Genomic DNA, 21,411 nt, shown 5'->3' with positions numbered 1-21,411 from the left:
TAACTAATATTACCGCCATTGATAACGGTGGTATCGCAACAGGTAATACGATCAACTGGACAAACTTAACTGTTCCGGCCAATGGTACTTTAACCTTAAGCTTTAAAGCAACGGTAGCAGCTAGCCTTCCAGCGGGTACCACTTCGATTAAAAATACGGCTTCGATAGTAGACCCAATTGATCCGACCACACCGATTACCCCGGTGGTTGAAAAACCAACCGAAGGGAAAATCACCACAGTAAAATCTATTGCCGGTGACCCTACAACGGTAAAACCTGGTGATGTATTGACTTACAACATCGTATTGACCAATAGTTTTGGTACTGCAAAAACAGGGGTTACGGCAAGTGATGCAGTTCCATCAACCCTAACTAATATCACTGCTATCGACAATGGCGGTATCGCAACGGGCAATACGATCAACTGGACAAACTTAACTGTTCCGGCCAGTGGCACTTTAACCTTAAGCTTTAAAGCTACGGTAGCCGCTAACCTGCCGGTGGGTACCACCTCGATTAAAAATACGGCTTCGATAGTAGACCCAATTGATCCGACCACACCGATTACCCCGGTGGTTGAAAAACCAACCGAAGGGAAAATCACGGCAGTAAAATCTATTGCCGGTGACCCTGTAACGGTGAAACCTGGTGATGTGTTAACCTATACTATTAATTTAACCAATAGTTTTGGTACTGCAAAAACAGGGGTAACAGCAAGTGATGCAGTTCCGTCGACCCTAACTAATATCACTGCTATTGACAATGGCGGTATCGCAACGGGCAATACGATCAACTGGACAAACTTAACTGTTCCGGCCAATGGTACTTTAACCTTAAGTTTCAAAGCAACGGTAGCCGCTAACCTGCCGGTGGGTACCACTTCGATTAAAAACACGGCTTCGGTGGTGGATCCAATTGATCCAACCACACCGCTTACCCCGGTGGTTGAAAAACCAATAGTTCAAAATCCTAAAATTGTTTTAGTAAAAGTCGTAACAAATACAGGCTCAGGAACCGCAGGTGCGTATCAGCTTGGCGATCAGATAGAATATACCTTTAAAGTCACGAATACGGGTGATGTCGTATTAAGGGATATTGTTTTAAACGATCCATTAATTGCCAACACGAATATTAATATTCCAGGTGAGCTTTTGGTTGCTGCAACGGTTAATTATGTGGCTCGTTATACCATTACCCAAAACGATGTGGATGCTGGTAAAATTACCAATTCTGCTACTGTAGAAGCAACGGCCCCTGATGGAACGAAATCAAAAGATGTTTCAGGAAGTCAAATTGACAATGATGATCCGACGGTCACTGTGATTCTGCAAAAAGCCGGTATGACGCTGGTGAAGACAGGTACTTATACGGATACCAATAATGATGGAAAAGTAAATGCAGGCGATAAGATAATTTATGCCTTTACGGTGAGCAATGTCGGTAATGTAACCATAAAGAACATTATGATTACCGATTCAAAAGTAACAGTTGCAGGTGGACCACTTACACTAGGCCCGGGGGCAATCGATAAGGGAACATTCACTGCGGTTTATACCATTACCCAGGCCGATGTAGATGCCGGACGTGTGGACAATATGGCTACTGTAACGGGTAAGGGGCCAAACGGTGACCCGGTAACGGCGACTTCAACCAGCGGTAACCCGGCAGACCCGGCTACACCAATAGATCCAAAATGCAAAGATTGTACTATTACTCCGTTGCCGGCATCACCGTCATTAAATTTAACCAAAACAGCAGTTGCAGGTACTGTTAATAAGGTTGGAGATGTAATTACCTACAATCTGGTGCTGAAAAATACAGGAAACGTAAGTCTAACCGGTATTCAAATCACGGATGCGAATGCAGACGGGGGCAGCATTATACCTGCAAACATTTCAAATCTTGCACCAGGTGCAACGGTAAATATGGTGGCTAAGCATACCGTAACCCAGGCAGATTTAGATAAAGGATATGTGAGTAACCTGGCCAAAGCCGATGGTAAAGATCCCAAAGGAGGGAACGTACATGGAGAGTCAACTGATCCTTCACCAATTCCTGGCGCACCAAAGGATCCGGATTGCCCAACTTGTACCATTACGCCTGTTCAGCAAAAAGGATCAATTGCCTTGGTCAAAAAAGTAACCAATACAGGGACGGGACAAAAAGGAGCTTTTGTTCTGGGCAATGAGATTGAATACACCTTTACGATAACCAATACAGGAAACATAAGCCTTAAAAATGTCGTATTGAATGACCCTTTATTGAATAAGCCAGCCATAAGTATCCCAGGAATTATTACCCCTGGCGAATCCCTTAGCCATAAGGAAAAGTATGTCATTACCTCAGCCGACATCGCGAAAGGAAATGTGACAAATCAGGCTGTAGTAAATGCATCAGATCCAAAAGGCACTCCCGTAACGGATCAATCCGGGACAGCGGCCAATAATGACGATCCTACAGTGACCACTTTGGCTAAACCTCCGGTAGCTACAGATGATAAAGGCAACACCCTGCAGAATCAGGAAGTCGTGATTTCAGTATTGGACAACGATACCCCTGGAGATAGCGATCTGGATGCTTCAGGAATAACCATTACCCAGCAGCCAGCGCACGGTAAAGTGGTCGTGAATCCGAATGGTACAATTACCTACAAACCAGACCCTGGTTATACGGGTGAAGACAAGTTTACCTATACCGTAAAAGATAAGAATGGACAGGTTTCAAATGTCGCTACCGGTAAAATTACAGTAACACCTACAAAGCCGATCGCTCAGGATGATGAAGGAAAAACAACGTTCAATAAACCAATAGATATTAAGGTCCTGGATAACGATAAGGAAAATGGAGCTCCGCTTGACAAAGGTTCAATTCAGATAACAGGTCAGCCGAAACATGGAACAGTAACTATTGGTCCGGATGGGACGGTAACTTATAAGCCAAACAGTGGCTACACCGGTGCAGACGAGTTTACTTATACCGTAAAAGATGTAAACGGAAATATCACAAACATGGCAACGGTAAAGATCACCATCGAAGGTTTCTTTATACCAAATGTAATTACACCAAACGGGGATGGTAAAAATGACGCCTTTGTTATTGTGGGTAAAGAAAATTATGATGTGGTGGAAATCGAAATCTATAACCGTTGGGGAAGCCAGGTTTACAGGCATCTGAATTATCAAAATAACTGGACCGGAGAGGGGCTGAATGAGGGCACCTATTACTACATCATCAGATTGAAAAAAGCATCAAATATAGAAACAGTCAAAGGTTGGGTACTTATCAAACGCTAAGGTAAAAAGATCAGATTATTGACTATTGAATTAAAAATCATGAACAAACAAGTGATAAAAAGAGTAATTATGTTGTTCAGCTTAACCATTGCGGGTATCTTACCCGCAATGGCCCAGCAGAATATTCAGTTTACCCAATATATATTCAACTCGCTGAGTGTAAACCCTGCTTATGCGGGTTATAAAGAACAATGGTTTGCCCAAATGGCTTTGCGTTCCCAGTGGACTGGTATTAACGGTGCACCTAAGACCGGTCAGTTTTCTATTGACGGACTTTTAGACCCTGAAACCAAAAGGATGGGCATAGGACTGCAGATCACGGCCGATAAACTTGGCCCGCAATCTTCTGTATCGGCTTATGCAAACTATGCTTACCGGTTGCAGCTGGATGCAGAAGATACCAAAAGGCTAAGTTTTGGTATCGGTGTTGGGATCACCAATTATGGCCTGGATGGTGCGATGCTCAAACCAGTAGACGGCGAAGATCAGCAACTGCCTGTAGGGCAAATCAGCAGCTATATTCCTGATGCCCGGTTTGGGGTGTACTACTATGAACCAAAATTTTATGTGGGTGCTTCACTGATGGATTTGTTTTCCGGTGATAAATCGAACAACATTTTTAAATGGGATGCAAATGCAACCGAAAATTTGAAACGCAAAAGACACCTGTATTTGATGGCGGGTATGCTGACCGATTTGTCTGAAGATGTTAAATTTCGGCCAAGTTTACTGATGAAAGAAGATTTTAAAGGCCCAACCAGCGTGGATCTAAGCGGGATGTTCATTTTTAGTGAAAAAATATGGTTTGGTGCTTCTTATCGTACAGGCTTAAACCTTTGGAAAAAGGATTATGAAAAGGACCTTAACCTGACCAAAGTGAATTCAATATCCGGAATCGTCCAGTTTTATGTGACAGAGAAATTGCGGATTGGGTATTCTTATGATCATATGCTAAACAAACTGAGCAGCGTTCAGTCGGGTTCGCACGAGATTACTTTAGGCTTAACCTTTCCACGTAAAGGGAGCAGATTACTTAGTCCTAGATTTTTTTAAATGTATAGCGAAAAATAATCACCATGAGCATGATTAAAAAATATATAGTCGTACCGGCTTTGATACTTGTATTTCTTGGGCCAGTACTAAAAGCACAGGAGCAACCAGGATTGCGTGAACGCGCAGATAAATTATACTTAACTTATAATTATGCGCAAGCCTCTTCCATTTATTCGAAGCTTGCAGATGTTAAAAAACCTAAGCTTAAGGACCTGGAACGCCTTGCGGATTGTTATTGGAAAATGAACGATTATGAGGCTGCCGAGAATTGGTACGCCAGGGTGGTACAATTTCCACAAAGCAGTCCACAGAACCTGCTCCTGTATGCTGAAGTACTCAAATCAAACGCCCGGTATGAACAAGCCAAAAGCATATTTAAACAATATGCTTCAAAATCGGGCGATGTTAAAAGGGTAACCAATGATATTGCCGGTTGTGATTCTGCTGTGGTTTGGATGGCAAAACCGACCAATCACCACATTAAAAATGAAAGCCTGATCAATACGGCCAATTCAGAGTTCGGTGTTTCCAGCATTGGTAAACAGCTTTTTTATGTTGCTGAGCCAAATGCGGCCGCCTTTAAAAAGATTTATGGACGCACCGGAAATCCATATTTGCGCATCTATACCGCTAGTCAATCTCCGGACTCCGGATTGGCAAAGCCGGAAATCAATCAGGCATCCTATAATAACGGGCGTTACCATATTGGTCCTGTGGTGAGTAATAAAGCGGGCAATGTCCTTTATGTCACGCGTACTTATCCTGGTCAAGAAACTGAGCTGACCAGGGAGCATCAATTGAAATTTGGCACCCATAACCTGGAGCTGTTTATCTATTCCAATTTAAATGGCCAATGGGAAGAAATCGCATTTCCATACAATAATGTACAAAAATATTCTGTTGGCCATGCGGCATTAAGCAAGGATGAAAAAACGTTGTATTTTGTGTCAGATATGCCGGGCGGTTTTGGCGGTACGGATATTTGGTACAGTGAACGCAAAAGTGATGGAACCTGGGGCCAGCCTCAAAATGCCGGGGGAAGGATTAATACCCCGGGAAATGAAATGTTCCCCAATCTAAATGAGGATGGTGTATTGTATTACTCCAGTAACGGATTGCCCGGGATGGGCGGACTGGATATATTTTCTGCCAAGGGAAGTCAAAACAACTGGTCGGTTCCATTGAATCTAAAGTATCCGATCAATTCTTCCGGAGATGATTTTGCCTTTCTGACTGCTGAAACTACAGCCGGCACAAAATCGGGTTATCTTTCTTCCAACCGAAAAGGCGGCAAAGGAGGGGACGATATTTATAGCTTCAACAGTGTGATTTCAAAAATCATATTGGCTTTAAAAGGAACGGTGGTCAATAAAAAAACAGGTGAAATTCTTCCGGCATCGGCAGTGACCCTATTTCAAAATGGAAGGCAGCTGGTGGCAAAACAAAACAGCAGTTCAAATGGAACTTTTTTCTTTGAATTGGAAAAGGATGTAGATTATTCTGTTTTAGGACAAAAAGAAAAATTTTATGGTGATTCTGTTCAGCTTAGCACTAAAGGTTTAATAAAATCTGATACTTTAAACGTCGTATTGCGTTTGGATCCTTTGTTTGAAATTGGAAAAGCAATCGCCTTGAAGGATATCCATTATAATTTTGATAAAGACAACATCCGGCCGGATGCCGCTAAAATTCTGGATGAACTGGTCAGAACGATGCGGGATAACCCAACACTTGAAATTGAGCTGGGCTCACATACAGACAGCAGGGGTGCAGATGTATATAACCTGGATCTGTCCCAACGCAGGGCACGTTCTGTTGTTAATTATTTGGTCAGCAGGGGCATTGACCGAGGCCGGATGAAGGCCAAAGGTTATGGTGAAACAAAATTGTTAAACCGGTGTTCTAATGGGGTAAAATGTTCTGAGGCCGAGCACCAGACCAATAGACGTACAGAGTTTAAGATTTTAAAATTATGACATTCAAAATCATCAATTCGATATTGATCATTATCGCTGTGCTGATGGGGATAAAGCAAGGTTATGCGATGCTATCGGCAAAACCTGAAATGATGGCAATGTTTGGCAAATGGGGATTTAATAAAACAACCTTAGCGATAAATGGAACGGTTACCCTGATTGCGGCTGTACTGATTTTATTCCCCAGAACTTTTGTCTGGGGAAATTTTCTAATGGCTGCAGGAATATTGCTGATTATTTGCCTGCAGCTTCTTGGTAAAGACTTAAAAGGGGCACTGATCGAACTGCCCTTTTTGCTGATCAACCTGCTCATTATCTATCTGCAATACCCATTGAAAAATGTATAATCCTAAAAAAGGTTTATACCAGTAAACTTCCACCATCAGCAACAATGACCTGGCCTGTGGTGAAACCTCCGCGCATCAGGTATACATAAGCCTCTGCAAGATCATCTGCATCGCCTACCTTGCCGGTTAAAAGTTGACTTCCTATCTTGTTAAACAGGGCCTCCCTGTCAGGTTCCGGCATATTTGCCAATAAATTGGTCCTGACTGTTCCTACGCAAACCGCATTGACTCTTATTGGAGCAAGTTCAAATGCAAGGGAACGGGTAAGGCCGTCAATTGCGCTGGCCATTCCGGCGATGACCACCGTTCCGCTTCTTGGCCTTTTTCCAATTGCACCTGTTGTTAGGGTTATTGAGCCTCCCTTGCGGATCAAGGGCGCCCCATACTTTGCGGCCATAATGGATCCCCAAAAGCGCAGATGGATGGACTTTTTTGCCTCGTCGATGTTCAATGCCGACAATTCGCTGAATTTCAGCTGGTCACCTGCAGTAAAAACAAGGTGGTCGAATTTGCCGATTTTTTTAAATAGGGCTTCAACTTGCGTTTCCTCTCCAAGATCAGCGGCGAAACCTTGAGTGTTTTTGGGCAATATGGATAAGGCATCCTCAATCCGTTGCTGACTGCTGGAAACGATTACTATGGCTGCGCCTTCCCTGGCCGCTGCCAGCGCTGTGGCCAGACCAATGCCCGAGGAACCTCCTAACAGAACGATTCGCTTAGCCTTAAGACCGTTGTTTATGGTGTTTTTCATGTCTGATGTATTTCATGTTTTCTTTTCGGGATAAAATTATTGGACTTTTAACATTAACTTGCTATGGCTTACCTGCAGGATAGTTACTATTTATATGGAAAAATTAAGGTGTGAATCACAACCGGGTATCGATAAGCAATTGGCATTGAAAGATGCCCTGGAGTTACTGAGCGGTAAATGGAAGGTTTGTATTTTGACGAATCTGTACCATAGCGGAACGCTGCGTTTCAAAGACCTTATGGAAACGTCCAAGGGCATTACACCTAAGGTGTTGTCTAAAGAGCTGCAGCAACTGGAGGAAAATCTGCTGATCACCAGAACTGTAAACAAGACCAAACCTGTTACGGTATCTTATGCGCTCACGCATTATGCGATTGAAACGCAGCCGGTCATTAAAGCGCTGATCGAGTTCGGATTGAAGCACAGGGCGGAGATTAAAAAGATTTTTTAATCTGGTGGCCTGCTTTAAACATTTAACAAATCAGCAGCAACCGGTATTCATTGTCATTTTCTTTTGGCGCCCGGTGAACACAGGGCAAAACCTTTTGTTCTGGATGCTCTATGGCTAATTTCCAAAGGTGGCCTAACCCTAAGTTTATGGGCTGGGCATTGGGTTTAGGCTGATAATGCAAATCGAAATAATATTCCTTTAAAAAGCTTTCAAACTCTGCTGGTGGACCCTGATGCAATGCTTTAAGCTTTTCCCTGATTTCAGGAACCCATATCTTTTGTTCTGCCTGATCATTCGGTAAGATGTCACTTGCAGCGCCGTAATAGGTGCATAAAAATGTATCGGTTCCAATATCTGAACGATCTACATGATAAGAATATACATCTGTTGAAATGAAATCTATTTCCAGGTCACGCTCGTAATTTTTTAGTAAATTGAGTGAGGGAGATGCACCGAAATCTGCTAACAACTGTACATCGTTTAAAATAATTTCCCGGGCGATATTACCTTTTTCTGATAAGGGAAGCGCTAAGAGGTCTTCTATCGAAATTTCTGTAACGTTCTCTTTTAATCGAAGTTTAGATACAATTTCTTTAAAATCCCCGGCTAAATTTCTGGACCAACAAATGGCATTCATCTCGTCTTGAAAATTGGTGTTTACCAGTTCAGAAAAAGTTGAAACGACTCCAATTTGATTGTTGTCAGAAAATTTATCTTTCATATTTTAAAATAAATATAATTCTTTACAAGAATATGGAATAGGATAGAGGATCATGCTAAATTAGCTTAATTTCTTTTTTCTATCCATTCATCAAGGCTTGCTTTTCCCGGCCCGAACACAAACAGTGTAAATAGCATAATCAGGTAATACAAAGGAATTTCAAAACCATTTTGCCCGGCTTCAAATCCGTTTTCCAGGTGTACGGTAACAATGGCGACAACCATGGTAACCATTAAAGGAATACTGATCAAACGGGTACCCAAGCCAAGGATCAGCAACAGCACACCCAGGGCTTCTGTAGATGCGGCAAGATAGGCATTCAGGTAAGGCGCAGGAACGCCAATACTGCCAAACCATTCTCCTATAGCGTTAATATCGTTCCATTTCATTTTTGCAGGGTTATAAAACCCATAGGCCAATATAAATCTGATGAGCAAAAGGGGGAGAAATTCTATTTTTTTAAGCAGGGCCTGCAGGCGGGTATAAGTGGATATGATTTTCATTTTTAATTTTTGTTAAAACCGATTATTAATCTCGATTCAATGGCCGTTTGTATAAAATCCAGGCACCTATTTTTAATTTCTGTAGTTTGATCGATTTGTAGTTCTGTGCATAGCCTGGTCATAAGGTCTGGTAAAGTTTGGGGACTATCGGATAAAAGTTCAAGCAGGCGTACAAAGCCGGCGGAAAGATCAGTGAAAATCACCTCTCCGCTTTCAGGCACACGGTGTACACACAAAAAGTAAGCTCCTTTGTCAGCAGCTGTAATTTTTACTGCTTCTTTTAAATGTACCGGATATTCAAAATGCTGGAAGTGTAGCTCGGGGTTTAAGACCAGTACATCGCAATCAACGTTCCCACTGTTGCTGTAGTCAATTTCACGGTCTTCCATCATAAACATTTCTATCTCCAACCATTCAAACCACAACAATTCCAGTAATACCGGATAGTCGGTCAGAATTTCAGGACGCCTTTGTTCTAGGTATTGATAAAACTCTTTGGGCATATACCAAACCTGTGGAGACTGACAAGCATGGGTGCTAAAAAACTCATGCGTTAGACTTTGCCATTTGCGGTTTTTGAGCAATTTATGGCTCAAAGGAAAAGCCGATTGCAGCATGTCATTCACAATATTAAAGACCAGTCTGCGGTAATGTCCGATGTTTTCTGATTTTATACCCGGAATATCTTCCAGAATACCTGTACGGCAATAATTGGCCAGGGCAGACTGGCTGTGATGTGTTTTTTTAAGCAGGAACATAAGGCATCGGTTTTAGTGCGTCCAGTTTAATCTCATTCAGGCGGGTCATTTCCTGATGTAGTTCCTCAAGCACAGGAATATTAAAATCCCTTTCAAGCAATACAGGCACATCTCGTTTTAAACGGCGCATGGTAAAGTCAAAAAGATCAAATACAGGGTCAATAATGGCCTCACCGTGGGTGTCTATAACAAGTGATTCCGATACCTGATGGTGCCCAGCCATGTGTATATAACTTACCCTGTCCATAGGGAGAGAAGCAATAAAATTTTTTGAATCGTACTGATGATTGAAAGCATTGACATACACATTGTTTACATCCAGTAACAGATCGCAGTTGACCTCTGAGAGTATGCTGTTGATAAATTCAATTTCAGTCATCTCTGGTGCGACAGGGCTATAATAACTGACAATCTCAATGGAGATTTTTCTTTCCAGGACCTCTTGCACCGTACGAATTTTTTCAGCCACATGCCTTACCGCATCATAAGTAAAAGGAATTGGCAATAAGTCGTAAAGGTGGGCATTGTCACATTTAGCGTAGCTTAAATGTTCCGAATAAAGCCGGGCATTGGTTTGGGAAAGGAAGTCTTTTATCTTTTTTAAAAACTGAAAGTCCAGTTGATCCGGGCTACCGACAGAGAGCGATAAGCCATGGGTATACAATGGATATTGTTCAAGGGCTTGCCTGAACTGTTTTTTCCAGAATCCACCAACTCCGATCCAGTTTTCGGGGGCAACTTCTATAAATGCAGGTTGAATGATATTGCTTTGCAACATTTCTTCTGCAAAGTCTTTTCTAAAGCCTATACCTACCATAGTATTGTTTTTTACGAAATAGAAAGAGCGCATCTAAAAATCCGGTACAGTACCGACCGGATTTTTAGACTGCCCATTGAAATTTTCTTACCCTTTTTTAGGTGTAGTGGTTTTTTTATCCTTGCCGGCCCCACATTTACCTTCGCCACATTTGCCGTCTTTACCTTTGGATTTTGATTTTGCGGCGCCGCATTTTCCCTCTTTGCCTTTTTTGGTAGAATCTGTTTTAGCTTTTGCCCCGCAGCTCAGTTCTAAAGTGTTCGATGTTGAAACTTTGTTCAATAAGCTTGATCTTAACTCTTCTGCGGAGCCCAAACTGTTGTAACGGAACAGTCCGTTAGCATTTGCGTTTAAACCCGAAACTGCGATCAGTGCACCAGCAATAATTGTACTGGTCAGGATACTTTTTTTCTTTTCCATTGTGTTGATTTTAAATTTTACCATTGATTTGTTTCGGGCTTAGTCGTACTTAAAATCCGATCCTTACAAGAATTTTAATTTTTTTTTAAATGCACAACAGATATGCGCAGGCTGAACAATCCTTAGCATTTTAACAGGCTGTTTAAAAACGTACCGGATATACCTTCAATGAGTTTAGAAACCTGAGCTAAATCAACGTGATATTGGGTCTCCAAAGGAGCGGGGGTAAGGATAAAATGACTGTTATAAAAAATAAATAAAGTCAACTATATAGTTAGCTTTGTTTTTTTATATTTACAATCAAATCACTTAAGGATATATGAGTTTTGAGCTTAGCAAAAAAACTTATTATACAACAGGCCATGAAAGAGATTGTTGAACTATCAGACCAGACCATAACCCTTGACAGGAATGAATTTCTGACCACCAAAGGTGGTGTTGACACCAATGTCTATTATATAGAAAGCGGAAGTTTGAGGATTTTTGTATTGGACGATTGTAAAAAACAGGTCGTTCGTTTTGGTTATAAAGCAAGTTTAATTGTTTTAATGGATTCTTTTTTAACTGGAAAACCATCTCATCTATTTATTCAAGCCATTAAAAAGACCGTGTTAAAAGTGATCACCAAACCACAGATTGAAAATTTTTTAACCACGGAAAACAATAGGAATTTGTGGATAAAAATTTTTGAAAATTTAGCGCTTCAGCAAATGGAACGTGAAATTGACCTGTTGACAAATTCACCAAAGGAAAGATACGAACGGGTTTTAAAACGAAACCCCCAACTTTTTCAGGAAATTCCCAACAGGCACATTGCCAATTATTTAAGAATGAGTGCTGAAACTTTATCACGACTCAAAAAACCTTGACTTCAATCAAGATTTATGAAAAATGCTTTTTTGATCTTTGCTTAGGAAATAAATTATGCAATCAGAAAAATTAATAGAACAGCTTTCAACGCAAACAAGTCAAATTATAAATCAGGCAGAAGAACTAAAAACCTTTGATTGGAATACATTAACCTGGAAAGAGAATGGAATTTCCTGGAGTATTTTAGAATGTTTGGAACATTTGAACCTGTATGGTGATTTTTATTTGCCGCAAATGGAAAACAAAATAAAAATTTCTGGTACCAAGCCAGAACTTGAATTCAGAAGCGGTTTTTTGGGTAATTACTTTGCGAAAAGTATGTTGCCAAAAGAAAATCTGAATAAAATGAAAACCTTTAAAGATAAAAATCCCTTAAATGCCGCGCTCGATAAAAGCGTTATTGACAAGTTTTTAAGTCAACAAAACCAGCTTTTGGACTTATTAAACCAGGCAAAAAAGGTGAGTTTAAATAAAGTGAAAATTCAGACCTCCATTTCAAGTTTAATCAGGTTAAAACTGGGCGATACTTTTCAGTTTTTCATCAACCACATGATCAGGCATTTAAAGCAAATTGACCGCATACAAATTTCAATGAAAAATGAATAACCAAAAAACATATACAAGCACTAAAATGAAGAAAAAAATAATGGCATTGGCTTTTTTACTGTTGTTTTTCGTTTCTGGATATGCAGATAGGCCTTTGCAGACAAGGGGAAAAATAATTGCAGCAGGGGATACTGTAGATCAGATTGTGGCAGAGGAAACCGCAAAGCTGATGAAAATGCCTGGCTATGGGGCTGTTTCAGGGGTGATTTATAGGAAGGGCAAGGCACACGAGTTTCATTTTGGCAAGCTCAGCAATGGTAAAAAGCCAGACAGCAATACGATATACGAAATTGCTTCGCTGACCAAAACCTATACCGGTTTGCTGCTTTCCCAGGCGGTTTATGACCACAAAATCAACCTGGATCAGGATGTGAGAGATTACCTGGACGATAAGTACCCCAATCTTGTTTTGGCCGGGGGTAAGCCGATCACCTTTAGGCACCTTATTACCCATACTGCCGGATTTCCTGTGTTCATGAATTGCGAAGATCCCGCCCAGACCGTTGCCCAGCAGATTGCTTGTTATGAGCGCTTCACGCGGAAAGACTTCTTTAAGGCACTGAAAACAGTGCAGCTGGTCGATAGTTCAGGGAAAAACTATCATTATTCCAGTGTAGGCACCCAGTTGGTCGGTTATGTATTAGAACAGGTTTACCATATGAACCATATGGAATTGCTCCGAAAATATGTTTTCTCCCGTTCGGGTGAAGAGCAGACTTTTTCCGTATTGAAGCAAGACGGAAATCCGAACCTATCGATAGGTAAAAACAGCGAGGGGATACCAATGCCATTGGTCAATGGGTTCCACGAGTATTCTGCGGGCATGAAATCGACCACAAGCTCGATGCTGCACTACATTAGGATGTATTTGGAAAGTAACGATGCGGTCGTCAAACAGACCATGGAACGACTAGGCGGCAATGCGCAGTATGGAAGGGCCTATGCCTGGAATACCTATGCCTACAATGGACCAAGGAAAATGCTGTACCATAACGGTGGCAGCCTGGGCCACTCCTCCTGGATCGCGCTCTATCCCAACCAGAAAACGGGAATTTTCATCGTCACCAATGTGGCCACAGCCGATTCACAGGCCAGGTTAAACGAACTCTCCAACCGCATTATGGACAGGCTGGATAGCAGCAGCAATTAAATTTTTTAAGTAACCTTATCTAAACCTTAAGATGAAACGTTATTTAACCCTCCAACTGTTGGTCCTTTTGTTAGGGCTATCCTGCGGGCTGGTTAGCCTTAAGGAATGCCGGTAGTGAGCGGTTGGAAGCGGATCAATTCTGTCGATCAGGAAGTTATATCTTCTTTTTGTTTTTTGTCCAGATTTCAGAGAGTTTCATCTCAACTGGTGCAATTAATTTTATACACAGTTCGATATCTTCGGCTTTTAATGCGCCAAAATAGGATTCGTTCAATTCTGACATAATCTCATAAGCTTCTTTAAGGACTTTCGTCCCTTTGGCGGTTGTGGTAAGAATTTTGGAGCGTTTGTCTTTATTGTTGGTTTGTTCAGTTATAAATCCATTTTGTTTTAATCTTTCGAGAATTAATAAGCCAGAAGACAACTCCGAAAAATTTCTTGTGATCACTTCTGTTTTATTGGCATTTTTCAAAACATGAATAGTGTTTAGAAATATGAAATCTTCAAAGTTATTTATGCCACATACTTTCAATGCCATTTGGGCATGATGTGAATGAAGCTTAGATATTCTTCCAATTGTTTTGGCTATTTTTCCGTATACATCTGCAGGAACAACCCCACCTAAAAATTTATCGTCTTGTTCATTTTTTGCCAACAGCATGGCCTGACAAAAATCTTCTATTTCAGCGCCTTCATTTTGCTCTTCAAATTTAGCCCACAATCTTACCAATTCAGCTGTTTTATTCATTCATTACCTCATTTGTGGTAAAAATAATTTTTTTTTCATTGTAAATTAAAACATAAATGATATATATTTGTTTTGAATTATATCATTTATGTTTTAATTTATTCAGCTAACCGATGTAGAATGAAAAAATGGCTTTTAATAATTGTTGCATTAATCATCACAACTATTGCAATGACCTCTGCCGGAAGAATGTCTGGAAACAATAATTTATATGACTTAAAAAAGAAAAAAATGGAAAAAAAAATCAAAGAAATAGACGGTCTTAAAATGGCCTATATCGAAGCAGGCACCGGTGACCCAATTGTGTTTTTACATGGCAATCCAACCTCATCTTATATTTGGAGGAATATAATACCTCTGTTAGAGGGGCAGGGGAGGTGCATTGCCCCGGACCTGATCGGAATGGGAGATTCTGACAAATTACCCGATAATGTTCCTTACAGCTTTGAAGAGAATCAAAAATATCTGGAAAAATTACTTGAAAAATTGAATGTTAAAAATAATATAATATTCATTGTTCATGATTGGGGAGGGGCGTTGGCATTTGATTGGAGCCGGCGTCATCCTGAAGCTGTAAAAGGAATTGCATATATGGAATCTGTGGTTGGCCCTCGTTATTGGAATGAAATGCCAATGCCGGCACGTCAACTTTTTCAGGATTTGCGTTCTGAAAAAGGAGAAAATATGGTGCTGGAACAAAACCTCTTTATAGAGATGATTTTACCAAAATCAATACTGCGTGAAATGTCAGCTGAAGAAATGAATCAATACCGGCGTCCTTTTCTAAGACCTGGTAGTGACCGCAAAGCTATGCTCAGCTGGGTACGACAACTGCCTATTGATGGAGAGCCAAAAAATATAGTGAAAATTGTCAATGAAAATAGTGATTTCATGGCTAAAAGTACCATACCTAAATTGTTTATTGAAGCTGTACCGGGGACATTATCTCAAGATGAAAAAAATATATGCAATACATGGTCAAATCAAACAAAAATGGCAGTGAAGGGACATCATCATCTTCAGGAAGATTCACCTGTAGAAATTGGGGAAGCCATATCCACCTGGATTAAGCACCTGAACCGATGATCATTGTTTCCTGTTCCTGATTTGGGAAAGGTCTTTTAATAGAAAGCTAAAATACGGCTTCTGATAGGATAACCGGCTTTTAGCTTTCTGCCAGTTTTAATGTTGTAAAAATATAAAGTAATGAACACCATCAATCAAAAAACAAAAGTTGCTATTATCGGTTTAGGGAGTATTGGTAAAGCTATTGCAAGCAATCTTATAAAGGGGAATCATCCGGTTATACTTTCTTCCAGAGAAATTGAAAAAGCCAAAAAAATTGCTTCAGAATTAGGTGATTTGGCAACTGCAGAAGAGATATCTGTTGCAATTGGAAAAGCCGATGTGGTTATTCCAGCCATTTACTTTGAAAAGATTAAAGAGTTTTTAGAGCAATATGAAGTGGAGTTGAAGCAGAAAATAATAGTTGATGTATCTAATCCTATTGAGCCTGATGGCAATGGGCGTTTTAAAAAGATTATTGATAAAGATGTTTCAGCTGGTGAAACAATTTTGGCATTGGTTCCAACTGATGCAAGTCTTGTAAAGGCCTTTGGGACCTTGGGGGCGCCATCCTTATCTGGAGCAGCATTTTTAAGTCCTGATAGGAAAGTACTTTTCTATGCCTCGGATAGCGCCAGCAATAATAAGCATATTGAAGAGTTGATTGCGGATAGCGGATTTGAACCCTTATATATTGGTGGTATAGATCAATCTATCCGTATGGAAGTTTTTGGGGACCTTAATGAATTTGGCGCGGTGGGGAAGCCTTTAACACTCAAAGAAGCTAAAAATTTTCTTGAAAGGGGCTAGTGCTTTCAAACACCGCTCAATACCTTCGGGCTGGTTAGCCTTAAGGAATGCCAGTAGTGAGCGGTGTTAAGGGATATTTTACCATTTAGGAAAGCATCGCATATTTTTTGGGTTTCATTCCCATATGCCGTTCAAAAACCCTCGAAAAATGACTGAGGTTGGTAAAGCCCAGTTCGTAACCTGCCTGTGAAACCGAAAGCCTTTGTTCCCTGAGCAGCCGTGCAGCTTCTTTGATTCGCCAGTATTGGTAGTAATCATAGATGCCCATGCCAAATACCTGAATAAAAATATGGCGCATTTTCAATTCGTTCATGGCAGCAATCTGTTTCAATTCGGAAATAGGGACCGGGGCGCTTAAAGAGGATATAAGTTTGGCACGTACTTTATAAATGGCGTCAATTTCACTTTGGCTGAGTTTGCTGTGCGCTGTTTTCTCCCGCTTGCTTAAACTCGTGAATAAATGGAAAAGCAATTCCATTGCTTTGAGTTTGTAGTAATAAGCAGTCAAAATACTTGTTTCGTCGATTTTTGCAAGCTCATTCACGGTGCGCAAAATATCATCGGTCATGATTTCCTCTATTAAAAAATCATTGCGGTTGTTAAACAGATAACCGAACTGTGCAGCATCATCCTTTAAAAAACTTTTCAGATAAGCAGCGCGGATAAATAGGGTCACGATGTTTACCTGGTGGCCTTTTTTGAAGGTACTTGTGGAGATGCGTGAGGCCGGAAACACATGCACGCAAGGTGCTGCTGAGGGTACATTTGATTTTTCCCCGGTACCCTCGGATTTATCTGCTGCCAATATGTTCTTAAAATAAAAACAAATGCCATCCTCGATAAACCTGGGGGCCTGCGTTTGGCGCGAGAATGTTTTCTTTACCGTATAGGACATCATGAACATCGCCAATTCGGGCATAAAATCAAAAGTCTTTTGAAAATGAACTTCCAGATTTTGCGCCGCATCTTTCCCAATATCGTAACCAATTTTATTTGTGAACTGCAAAAAAGTACTTAAGTCTTTTTCTGTTTTCATAATTTTTGCGACTATTATTACTAGTTAATCGGTTATTTTAATCCTAAAGTTACAATTAGTTTTGCTTTACGACAGCATCAAAAAATGGGCTACTGAGTTTTGTTGCGGAACCTGTTTTATAAACCTGTGTAACTTAATTTAACAACAGATGGATACAAAAGAAAATCAAAAAGATTATTCCACCCAGCGCCTGAGTCAGCGTTACCGTTTCTCCGATCCGAATATGGATCTTTTTTTTCTGGGTGCACTTGGTTGGGGGCCAACAGGCGGTTTGTCTGCGGGCGAAGCCTTTTATATTGCCACACAGATTGAAGATGGAAACGCGGAGTCCTGGACACGTGCTTTCGAAGGCCAAGGCGAAATATTAAACGCTCAAGCCGATGTTTGGTTGAAACGCGGATGCCCGGTTGCTGCAGGGGAAGCTAGGCTAAAGGCATTTGCCTGCTACCGTTCGGCCTGGCAATTTGTGGTTCCTGGCGAACGTTTCGCAACACTGCTGCGGACCAGTCAGAAGTACTTTGACCAGGCGATGGTAGAATTGGGGATTTCTGCGACCCGGTTTAGCGTTGCTTATCAGGGAGGTGAATTGCCAGGACATTTTTATGCAGGCAGCGATCCTGAGGCACCTACCTTATTGATCATCGGAGGAGCCGACACCTGCCATGAGGATAGATTTTTATCGCAAGGCCGTTATTACCTAAACCGGGGTTATGCTGTTGCGTTGGTCGACCTTCCGGGGCAGGGGCTCGTACAAGAACAGGGGCTTTATTGGGAACCAGAGACCGAGCACTCTATATCGGCGGTAATTGATGAACTGATTTCGCGCTTTGCCATAGAACCCCGCAAACTGGCTTTGCTGGGCATGAGTCTTGGTGGTTATTTTGCCTGCCGTGCAGCGGCCTATGAGCCACGACTGGCTGCAGTGATTGCCACTCCGGCGCTTAGCTGTCCCGAAGAATTATTTGCAGGTGTGGCAAAACAGGAGGCCCAGACTAAAGGTGCCGAAAAATCCGAGGTCGCCCAGAACAACTTTCAGGTACTGATGTGGAAAGCGGGCGTTGCAGATGTAGCTGAAATGATGCAACGCTGGGGAACTGTGGCCGTAGATCCAGGCCGTGTTCAGGTTCCGTTTCTGTCCGTGCTCGGCCAGCAGGAAGGAAGCGTATGGAAAGAACAGACGCAGAAATGGCACAATGCGATTCCATCTACCAAAAAGCGCCTTGTTGTCTTAGACGCCGAAACTGGTGCAGATGCCCATTGTCAGGGAAACAATCCTTTAAGATTGGTTCAGGAGGTCGATGCCTGGCTGAAAGAGGTGCTCCACTAAGGTCCCAGCTATAACAAATGTATATTTCGGCGAAAGCGGGGAAAGCCCTAAAACCGGAATATACATTTTAAGTTCTTTTTTAATAAGTCTTCCAATCATCATGATTTCTGCTGTCCTTTGAAATATTTAGCTTAAAAACTATTTTTGTGTAAACCTGAAAAACATATGAAAAAGATCTTGTTGGCCTCATTTTTATTGACTGCCGGAATTTCTGGATATGCACAAACCTACCGGCCCCTGACCAGTAAAAACAAAACTTATCTAGCGACAGTTAAAGGACTCAGTTATACTTATAAAGATGGCGTGGTTACCTTAAAAAATAATGGCAACTATGATTTAGGTACGGTAAGCATTATTGCCTCCTCTAAAGTAGATAAAACCTTGTTTGGAATTGCGTTGTTTGAAGATGGGCTCGAAAAAGGAAAAACAGTTAAAGCGGCGGTTTATTTTACCACTGGTCTTGGAAAAGATACGCATGAACTTTCTTTATCAGAGATCGATCAGAAGAATCTGGTGTTGTCTTTTGATAAAGCGACCAGGGCGCAGCACTAGGGGAATAGCGCCCCCAATGTATCCATGAGCTCCCTGGCTGCTGCACTTCCGGCACGATTGGCCCCAATAGTAGATGCGGAGGGGCCGTACCCGACCAAATGGATGCGGGGCTGTTTGGCAACCTGGGTGGCCAGCCGGCCTGCCATGATGATCCCGCCATTTTCTTCTCTGGGTAAAACCGGATTTAAATGATCTAAGGCACTTTTAAAGCCGGTATTCCACAAAATGACATCTGCTTTTTCTTCTTTCCCGTCTTCCCATTTTACGCCATACCTGGTCAGTTCACTAAACATGGGGAAACGTTTTAATACGCCTCGTTTTTCCATACTGATCACTTCGGGCGAAAGGGGCAAGCCGGTCACAGAAACCACAGATAGGGGCACTAAGCCTTTTCTGACCCTTTCTTCAACCATAGCAACGGCTTTATGGCCCGCTCCTTCATCAAAAGGCCCAGCCCTGAATTCGGGTGGGCGCCGGGTAACCCATGTGGTGGTGGTCACTTTTGAAATCTGATCCAGCAGCTGAATGGCCGAAATACCACCGCCCACTACAATGACGTGTTTGTTTTTAAAATAATCTGCAGACTTAAAATCCCTGGTATGTAATTGCTCGCCCTGAAAAAGATCAGCGCCCGGATAGTCCGGAATATAGGGGTTTTCCCAGGTGCCGGTTGCATTGATGATGCCCAGGGCAGAAAATAAAGTGGTGGAGGAATCGATGTAAAACCGCTGCTGATGTGCATAAACCTTTTCGACGACTACCGGCCGATACACCTGGATCCCAAATTTCTTTTCGTACAAATTGTAGTAACGCGGCACAGCGACATTGGCCTGCACCTGGGGTTCATTTGCTCCAATGGTTTCTTCAAAAGACAGGCCTGGTAAATCGTGAATTCTGTTCACCGTGCTCAAGGTCAGCGAAGGCCACCTGAATTGCCAGGCACCGCCGGGCTGCGGGGCACTATCCAGAATAATGAAATCCGGGCCTATATTTAAGCCCAGTTTCTTTAAGTGATAGGCAGCCGACAGTCCAGCATGTCCGGCACCGATGATGGCAATTTTGGTTTTATACCGGATTTTATTTAACATCGTAGACCTCCGTTTACCGCCATCCCAGCCCGGGGGCAACATGTTCCAGTATCGCAGAAAGCACATGCACATTATAGGCCACACCTAAGGTATTTGGAATGGTCAGAAGAACTGTATCTGCTTCCTGAATGGCCTCGTCTTTGGCCAGTTCTTCAATGAGCTGATCGGGTTCTGCGGCATAACTCCGGCCAAAAATGGCGCGTCTGTCCATTTCCAGAACGCCCAATTTATCGGTCTTTTCGGCCTGCTGACCAAAGTAATAGCGGTCCTGGTCATTGACCAGCGCAAAAATGGAACGGCTTACCGAAACCCTGGGCTCACGCTGGTGTCCGGCTTCTTTCCATGCTTGTTTAAACAAACGGATTTGCTCGGCCTGCTGGACGTGAAAGGGTTTGCCGTTTTCATCAAATTTCAGGGTAGAACTTTGCAGGTTCATGCCCGTTTTCCCGGCCCATACTGCTGTAGCATTGGATGCCGATCCCCACCAGATGCGGTCCCGCAAGCCCGGAGCATGGGGTTCCAAACGCAGCAGGCCCGGAGGATTGGGGAACATGGGATTGGGATTGGGTTCTGCAAAGCCCTGACCTTTGAGTTGCTCAAAAAACTCGAGCCCTTTTTGACGGCCCATATCGGTATCGGTTTCGCCTTCAGCCGGTTGGTAACCAAAGTGGCGCCAGCCTTCAATGACCTGCTCTGGAGACCCCCTGCTGATGCCCAATTGTAAACGGCCGCCCGAAATTAAATCGGCAGCGCCGGCATCTTCCACCATATACAATGGATTTTCGTACCGCATGTCAATGACACCTGTACCGATTTCAATTTTACTGGTTTTGGCACCAATGGCCGCCAGCAAAGGGAAGGGGGAGGCCAGCTGATTGGCAAAGTGATGGACCCTGAAGTAAGCGCCATCAATCCCTATTTCTTCTGCTGCCACGGCTAAATCAATAGATTGAAGCAAGGTATCACCTGCTGTTTTTGTTTGGTAAGACGGATGCTTTGCCCAATGGCCAAACGATAAGAATCCTATTTTTTTCATTGGTATACTTGTTTTTTATAGAATAAGGTAGAC

General features: G+C 42.2%; 22 protein-coding genes. 12 read left to right on the top strand and 10 right to left on the bottom strand.

Going from position 1 to position 21,411, the window contains the following annotated elements; genetic code table 11:
• The 4 genes from B0O44_RS04665 to B0O44_RS04650 form a co-directional block, all read left to right on the top strand.
• Positions 1-3,293 (top strand): DUF7507 domain-containing protein (locus B0O44_RS04665; protein WP_146229771.1); only part of this gene is annotated, 3,293 nt, incomplete at its 5' end.
• 39 nt (positions 3,294-3,332) lie between these two features.
• A complete protein-coding gene (locus B0O44_RS04660) occupies positions 3,333-4,346 on the top strand; it encodes a PorP/SprF family type IX secretion system membrane protein (RefSeq protein ID WP_110827488.1) in 1,014 nt (337 codons plus the stop codon).
• Positions 4,347-4,369: 23 nt separating this feature from the next.
• Positions 4,370-6,322 carry an OmpA family protein gene (locus B0O44_RS04655; protein WP_245943587.1) on the top strand — a complete coding sequence of 651 codons (1,953 nt, stop codon included), beginning with the start codon at positions 4,370-4,372 and terminating at the stop codon, positions 6,320-6,322.
• Positions 6,319-6,669 carry a DoxX family protein gene (locus B0O44_RS04650; RefSeq protein ID WP_110827486.1) on the top strand — a complete coding sequence of 117 codons (351 nt, stop codon included), beginning with the start codon at positions 6,319-6,321 and terminating at the stop codon, positions 6,667-6,669. Before B0O44_RS04655 ends, B0O44_RS04650 begins: the two co-directional genes overlap by 4 nt.
• A gap of 13 nt (positions 6,670-6,682) precedes the next feature.
• Here B0O44_RS04650 and B0O44_RS04645 read toward each other — a convergent pair whose 3' ends face one another.
• Entirely contained in the window at positions 6,683-7,420 is a 738-nt protein-coding gene (locus B0O44_RS04645; RefSeq protein WP_110827485.1) for an SDR family oxidoreductase, read from the bottom strand.
• A gap of 94 nt (positions 7,421-7,514) precedes the next feature.
• Between B0O44_RS04645 and B0O44_RS04640 the strand changes: the two genes are divergently transcribed.
• Positions 7,515-7,871 carry a winged helix-turn-helix transcriptional regulator gene (locus tag B0O44_RS04640; protein WP_110827484.1) on the top strand — a complete coding sequence of 119 codons (357 nt, stop codon included), beginning with the start codon at positions 7,515-7,517 and terminating at the stop codon, positions 7,869-7,871.
• A 22-nt stretch (positions 7,872-7,893) separates the two neighbouring features.
• Here B0O44_RS04640 and B0O44_RS04635 read toward each other — a convergent pair whose 3' ends face one another.
• The 5 genes from B0O44_RS04635 to B0O44_RS04615 form a co-directional block, all read right to left on the bottom strand.
• A complete protein-coding gene (locus tag B0O44_RS04635) occupies positions 7,894-8,592 on the bottom strand; it encodes a DUF1826 domain-containing protein (RefSeq protein WP_110827483.1) in 699 nt (232 codons plus the stop codon).
• Positions 8,593-8,657: 65 nt separating this feature from the next.
• Positions 8,658-9,095, bottom strand: coding sequence for an HvfX family Cu-binding RiPP maturation protein (locus B0O44_RS04630; protein WP_110827482.1), 438 nt, complete (start codon positions 9,093-9,095; stop codon positions 8,658-8,660).
• Between the two features lie 2 nt (positions 9,096-9,097).
• The gene (locus B0O44_RS04625; RefSeq protein WP_110827481.1) at positions 9,098-9,853 is read right to left on the bottom strand and encodes an HvfC family RiPP maturation protein; all 756 of its coding nucleotides are present in this window, start codon (positions 9,851-9,853) and stop codon (positions 9,098-9,100) included.
• Positions 9,840-10,670 (bottom strand): HvfB family MNIO-type RiPP peptide maturase, encoded by an 831-nt coding sequence (locus tag B0O44_RS04620; RefSeq protein WP_110827480.1) that lies wholly within the window; start codon positions 10,668-10,670, stop codon positions 9,840-9,842. Before B0O44_RS04620 ends, B0O44_RS04625 begins: the two co-directional genes overlap by 14 nt.
• Positions 10,671-10,757: 87 nt before the next feature.
• Entirely contained in the window at positions 10,758-11,090 is a 333-nt protein-coding gene (locus B0O44_RS04615) for an HvfA family oxazolone/thioamide-modified RiPP metallophore (RefSeq protein WP_146229770.1), read from the bottom strand.
• Between the two features lie 362 nt (positions 11,091-11,452).
• Here B0O44_RS04615 and B0O44_RS04610 point away from each other — a divergent pair, with 362 nt between their 5' ends.
• Genes B0O44_RS04610 through B0O44_RS04600 form a run of 3 tightly spaced genes read left to right on the top strand, consistent with a single transcriptional unit; the run spans position 11,453 to position 13,716 of the window.
• Positions 11,453-11,959 (top strand): Crp/Fnr family transcriptional regulator, encoded by a 507-nt coding sequence (locus B0O44_RS04610; protein ID WP_110827601.1) that lies wholly within the window; start codon positions 11,453-11,455, stop codon positions 11,957-11,959.
• Between the two features lie 55 nt (positions 11,960-12,014).
• The gene (locus tag B0O44_RS04605) at positions 12,015-12,566 is read left to right on the top strand and encodes a DinB family protein (protein ID WP_110827478.1); all 552 of its coding nucleotides are present in this window, start codon (positions 12,015-12,017) and stop codon (positions 12,564-12,566) included.
• A gap of 25 nt (positions 12,567-12,591) precedes the next feature.
• Complete coding sequence (locus B0O44_RS04600; protein WP_170123272.1) at positions 12,592-13,716, top strand: serine hydrolase domain-containing protein; 1,125 nt, start codon at positions 12,592-12,594, stop codon at positions 13,714-13,716.
• A 154-nt stretch (positions 13,717-13,870) separates the two neighbouring features.
• Here B0O44_RS04600 and B0O44_RS04595 read toward each other — a convergent pair whose 3' ends face one another.
• A complete protein-coding gene (locus B0O44_RS04595) occupies positions 13,871-14,464 on the bottom strand; it encodes a MarR family winged helix-turn-helix transcriptional regulator (RefSeq protein WP_110827476.1) in 594 nt (197 codons plus the stop codon).
• A 120-nt stretch (positions 14,465-14,584) separates the two neighbouring features.
• Between B0O44_RS04595 and B0O44_RS04590 the strand changes: the two genes are divergently transcribed.
• Both B0O44_RS04590 and B0O44_RS04585 read left to right on the top strand, forming a co-directional pair.
• Positions 14,585-15,550 (top strand): haloalkane dehalogenase, encoded by a 966-nt coding sequence (locus tag B0O44_RS04590; protein WP_211321314.1) that lies wholly within the window; start codon positions 14,585-14,587, stop codon positions 15,548-15,550.
• A 120-nt stretch (positions 15,551-15,670) separates the two neighbouring features.
• The gene (locus B0O44_RS04585; RefSeq protein ID WP_211321313.1) at positions 15,671-16,339 is read left to right on the top strand and encodes an NADPH-dependent F420 reductase; all 669 of its coding nucleotides are present in this window, start codon (positions 15,671-15,673) and stop codon (positions 16,337-16,339) included.
• A gap of 85 nt (positions 16,340-16,424) precedes the next feature.
• On the opposite strand, the gene B0O44_RS04580 is transcribed toward B0O44_RS04585, so the two are convergent.
• Positions 16,425-17,375: a helix-turn-helix domain-containing protein gene (locus tag B0O44_RS04580; RefSeq protein WP_110827475.1), complete on the bottom strand. Its 951-nt coding sequence runs from the start codon at positions 17,373-17,375 to the stop codon at positions 16,425-16,427.
• Positions 17,376-17,523: 148 nt separating this feature from the next.
• Between B0O44_RS04580 and B0O44_RS04575 the strand changes: the two genes are divergently transcribed.
• Both B0O44_RS04575 and B0O44_RS04570 read left to right on the top strand, forming a co-directional pair.
• Positions 17,524-18,702 (top strand): alpha/beta hydrolase family protein, encoded by a 1,179-nt coding sequence (locus B0O44_RS04575; RefSeq protein ID WP_110827474.1) that lies wholly within the window; start codon positions 17,524-17,526, stop codon positions 18,700-18,702.
• A 165-nt stretch (positions 18,703-18,867) separates the two neighbouring features.
• A complete protein-coding gene (locus tag B0O44_RS04570) occupies positions 18,868-19,254 on the top strand; it encodes a hypothetical protein (RefSeq protein WP_110827473.1) in 387 nt (128 codons plus the stop codon).
• Here the strand turns inward: B0O44_RS04570 and B0O44_RS04565 are convergent.
• Complete coding sequence (locus B0O44_RS04565; RefSeq protein WP_110827472.1) at positions 19,251-20,342, bottom strand: NAD(P)-binding domain-containing protein; 1,092 nt, start codon at positions 20,340-20,342, stop codon at positions 19,251-19,253. The genes B0O44_RS04570 and B0O44_RS04565 overlap by 4 nt on opposite strands.
• Positions 20,343-20,355: 13 nt before the next feature.
• Positions 20,356-21,378, bottom strand: a complete 1,023-nt coding sequence (locus B0O44_RS04560) for an LLM class flavin-dependent oxidoreductase (RefSeq protein ID WP_110827471.1) — start codon at positions 21,376-21,378, stop codon at positions 20,356-20,358.
• Positions 21,379-21,411: the final 33 nt, after the last annotated feature.

It is taken from the genome of Pedobacter nutrimenti (assembly GCF_003208655.1).
GTDB lineage: Bacteria > Bacteroidota > Bacteroidia > Sphingobacteriales > Sphingobacteriaceae > Pedobacter > Pedobacter nutrimenti.
This window is presented reverse-complemented; position numbering and strand designations above follow the sequence as displayed.

Excerpts from the sequence above, each read along its gene's own strand:
- B0O44_RS04660 (WP_110827488.1), top strand. The coding sequence starts at position 3,333 with ATGAACAAACAAGTGATAAAAAGAGTAATTATGTTGTTCAGCTTAACC.
- B0O44_RS04575 (WP_110827474.1), top strand. The coding sequence starts at position 17,524 with ATGGATACAAAAGAAAATCAAAAAGATTATTCCACCCAGCGCCTGAGT.
- B0O44_RS04625 (WP_110827481.1), bottom strand. The coding sequence starts at position 9,853 with ATGTTCCTGCTTAAAAAAACACATCACAGCCAGTCTGCCCTGGCCAAT.
- B0O44_RS04570 (WP_110827473.1), top strand. The coding sequence starts at position 18,868 with ATGAAAAAGATCTTGTTGGCCTCATTTTTATTGACTGCCGGAATTTCT.
- B0O44_RS04580 (WP_110827475.1), bottom strand. The coding sequence starts at position 17,375 with ATGAAAACAGAAAAAGACTTAAGTACTTTTTTGCAGTTCACAAATAAA.
- B0O44_RS04610 (WP_110827601.1), top strand. The coding sequence starts at position 11,453 with ATGAAAGAGATTGTTGAACTATCAGACCAGACCATAACCCTTGACAGG.
- B0O44_RS04650 (WP_110827486.1), top strand. The coding sequence starts at position 6,319 with ATGACATTCAAAATCATCAATTCGATATTGATCATTATCGCTGTGCTG.
- B0O44_RS04645 (WP_110827485.1), bottom strand. The coding sequence starts at position 7,420 with ATGAAAAACACCATAAACAACGGTCTTAAGGCTAAGCGAATCGTTCTG.
- B0O44_RS04560 (WP_110827471.1), bottom strand. The coding sequence starts at position 21,378 with ATGAAAAAAATAGGATTCTTATCGTTTGGCCATTGGGCAAAGCATCCG.
- B0O44_RS04640 (WP_110827484.1), top strand. The coding sequence starts at position 7,515 with ATGGAAAAATTAAGGTGTGAATCACAACCGGGTATCGATAAGCAATTG.
- B0O44_RS04590 (WP_211321314.1), top strand. The coding sequence starts at position 14,585 with ATGAAAAAATGGCTTTTAATAATTGTTGCATTAATCATCACAACTATT.
- B0O44_RS04600 (WP_170123272.1), top strand. The coding sequence starts at position 12,592 with ATGAAGAAAAAAATAATGGCATTGGCTTTTTTACTGTTGTTTTTCGTT.
- B0O44_RS04620 (WP_110827480.1), bottom strand. The coding sequence starts at position 10,670 with ATGGTAGGTATAGGCTTTAGAAAAGACTTTGCAGAAGAAATGTTGCAA.
- B0O44_RS04585 (WP_211321313.1), top strand. The coding sequence starts at position 15,671 with ATGAACACCATCAATCAAAAAACAAAAGTTGCTATTATCGGTTTAGGG.
- B0O44_RS04655 (WP_245943587.1), top strand. The coding sequence starts at position 4,370 with ATGAGCATGATTAAAAAATATATAGTCGTACCGGCTTTGATACTTGTA.
- B0O44_RS04635 (WP_110827483.1), bottom strand. The coding sequence starts at position 8,592 with ATGAAAGATAAATTTTCTGACAACAATCAAATTGGAGTCGTTTCAACT.
- B0O44_RS04595 (WP_110827476.1), bottom strand. The coding sequence starts at position 14,464 with ATGAATAAAACAGCTGAATTGGTAAGATTGTGGGCTAAATTTGAAGAG.
- B0O44_RS04615 (WP_146229770.1), bottom strand. The coding sequence starts at position 11,090 with ATGGAAAAGAAAAAAAGTATCCTGACCAGTACAATTATTGCTGGTGCA.
- B0O44_RS04630 (WP_110827482.1), bottom strand. The coding sequence starts at position 9,095 with ATGAAAATCATATCCACTTATACCCGCCTGCAGGCCCTGCTTAAAAAA.
- B0O44_RS04605 (WP_110827478.1), top strand. The coding sequence starts at position 12,015 with ATGCAATCAGAAAAATTAATAGAACAGCTTTCAACGCAAACAAGTCAA.
- B0O44_RS04565 (WP_110827472.1), bottom strand. The coding sequence starts at position 20,342 with ATGTTAAATAAAATCCGGTATAAAACCAAAATTGCCATCATCGGTGCC.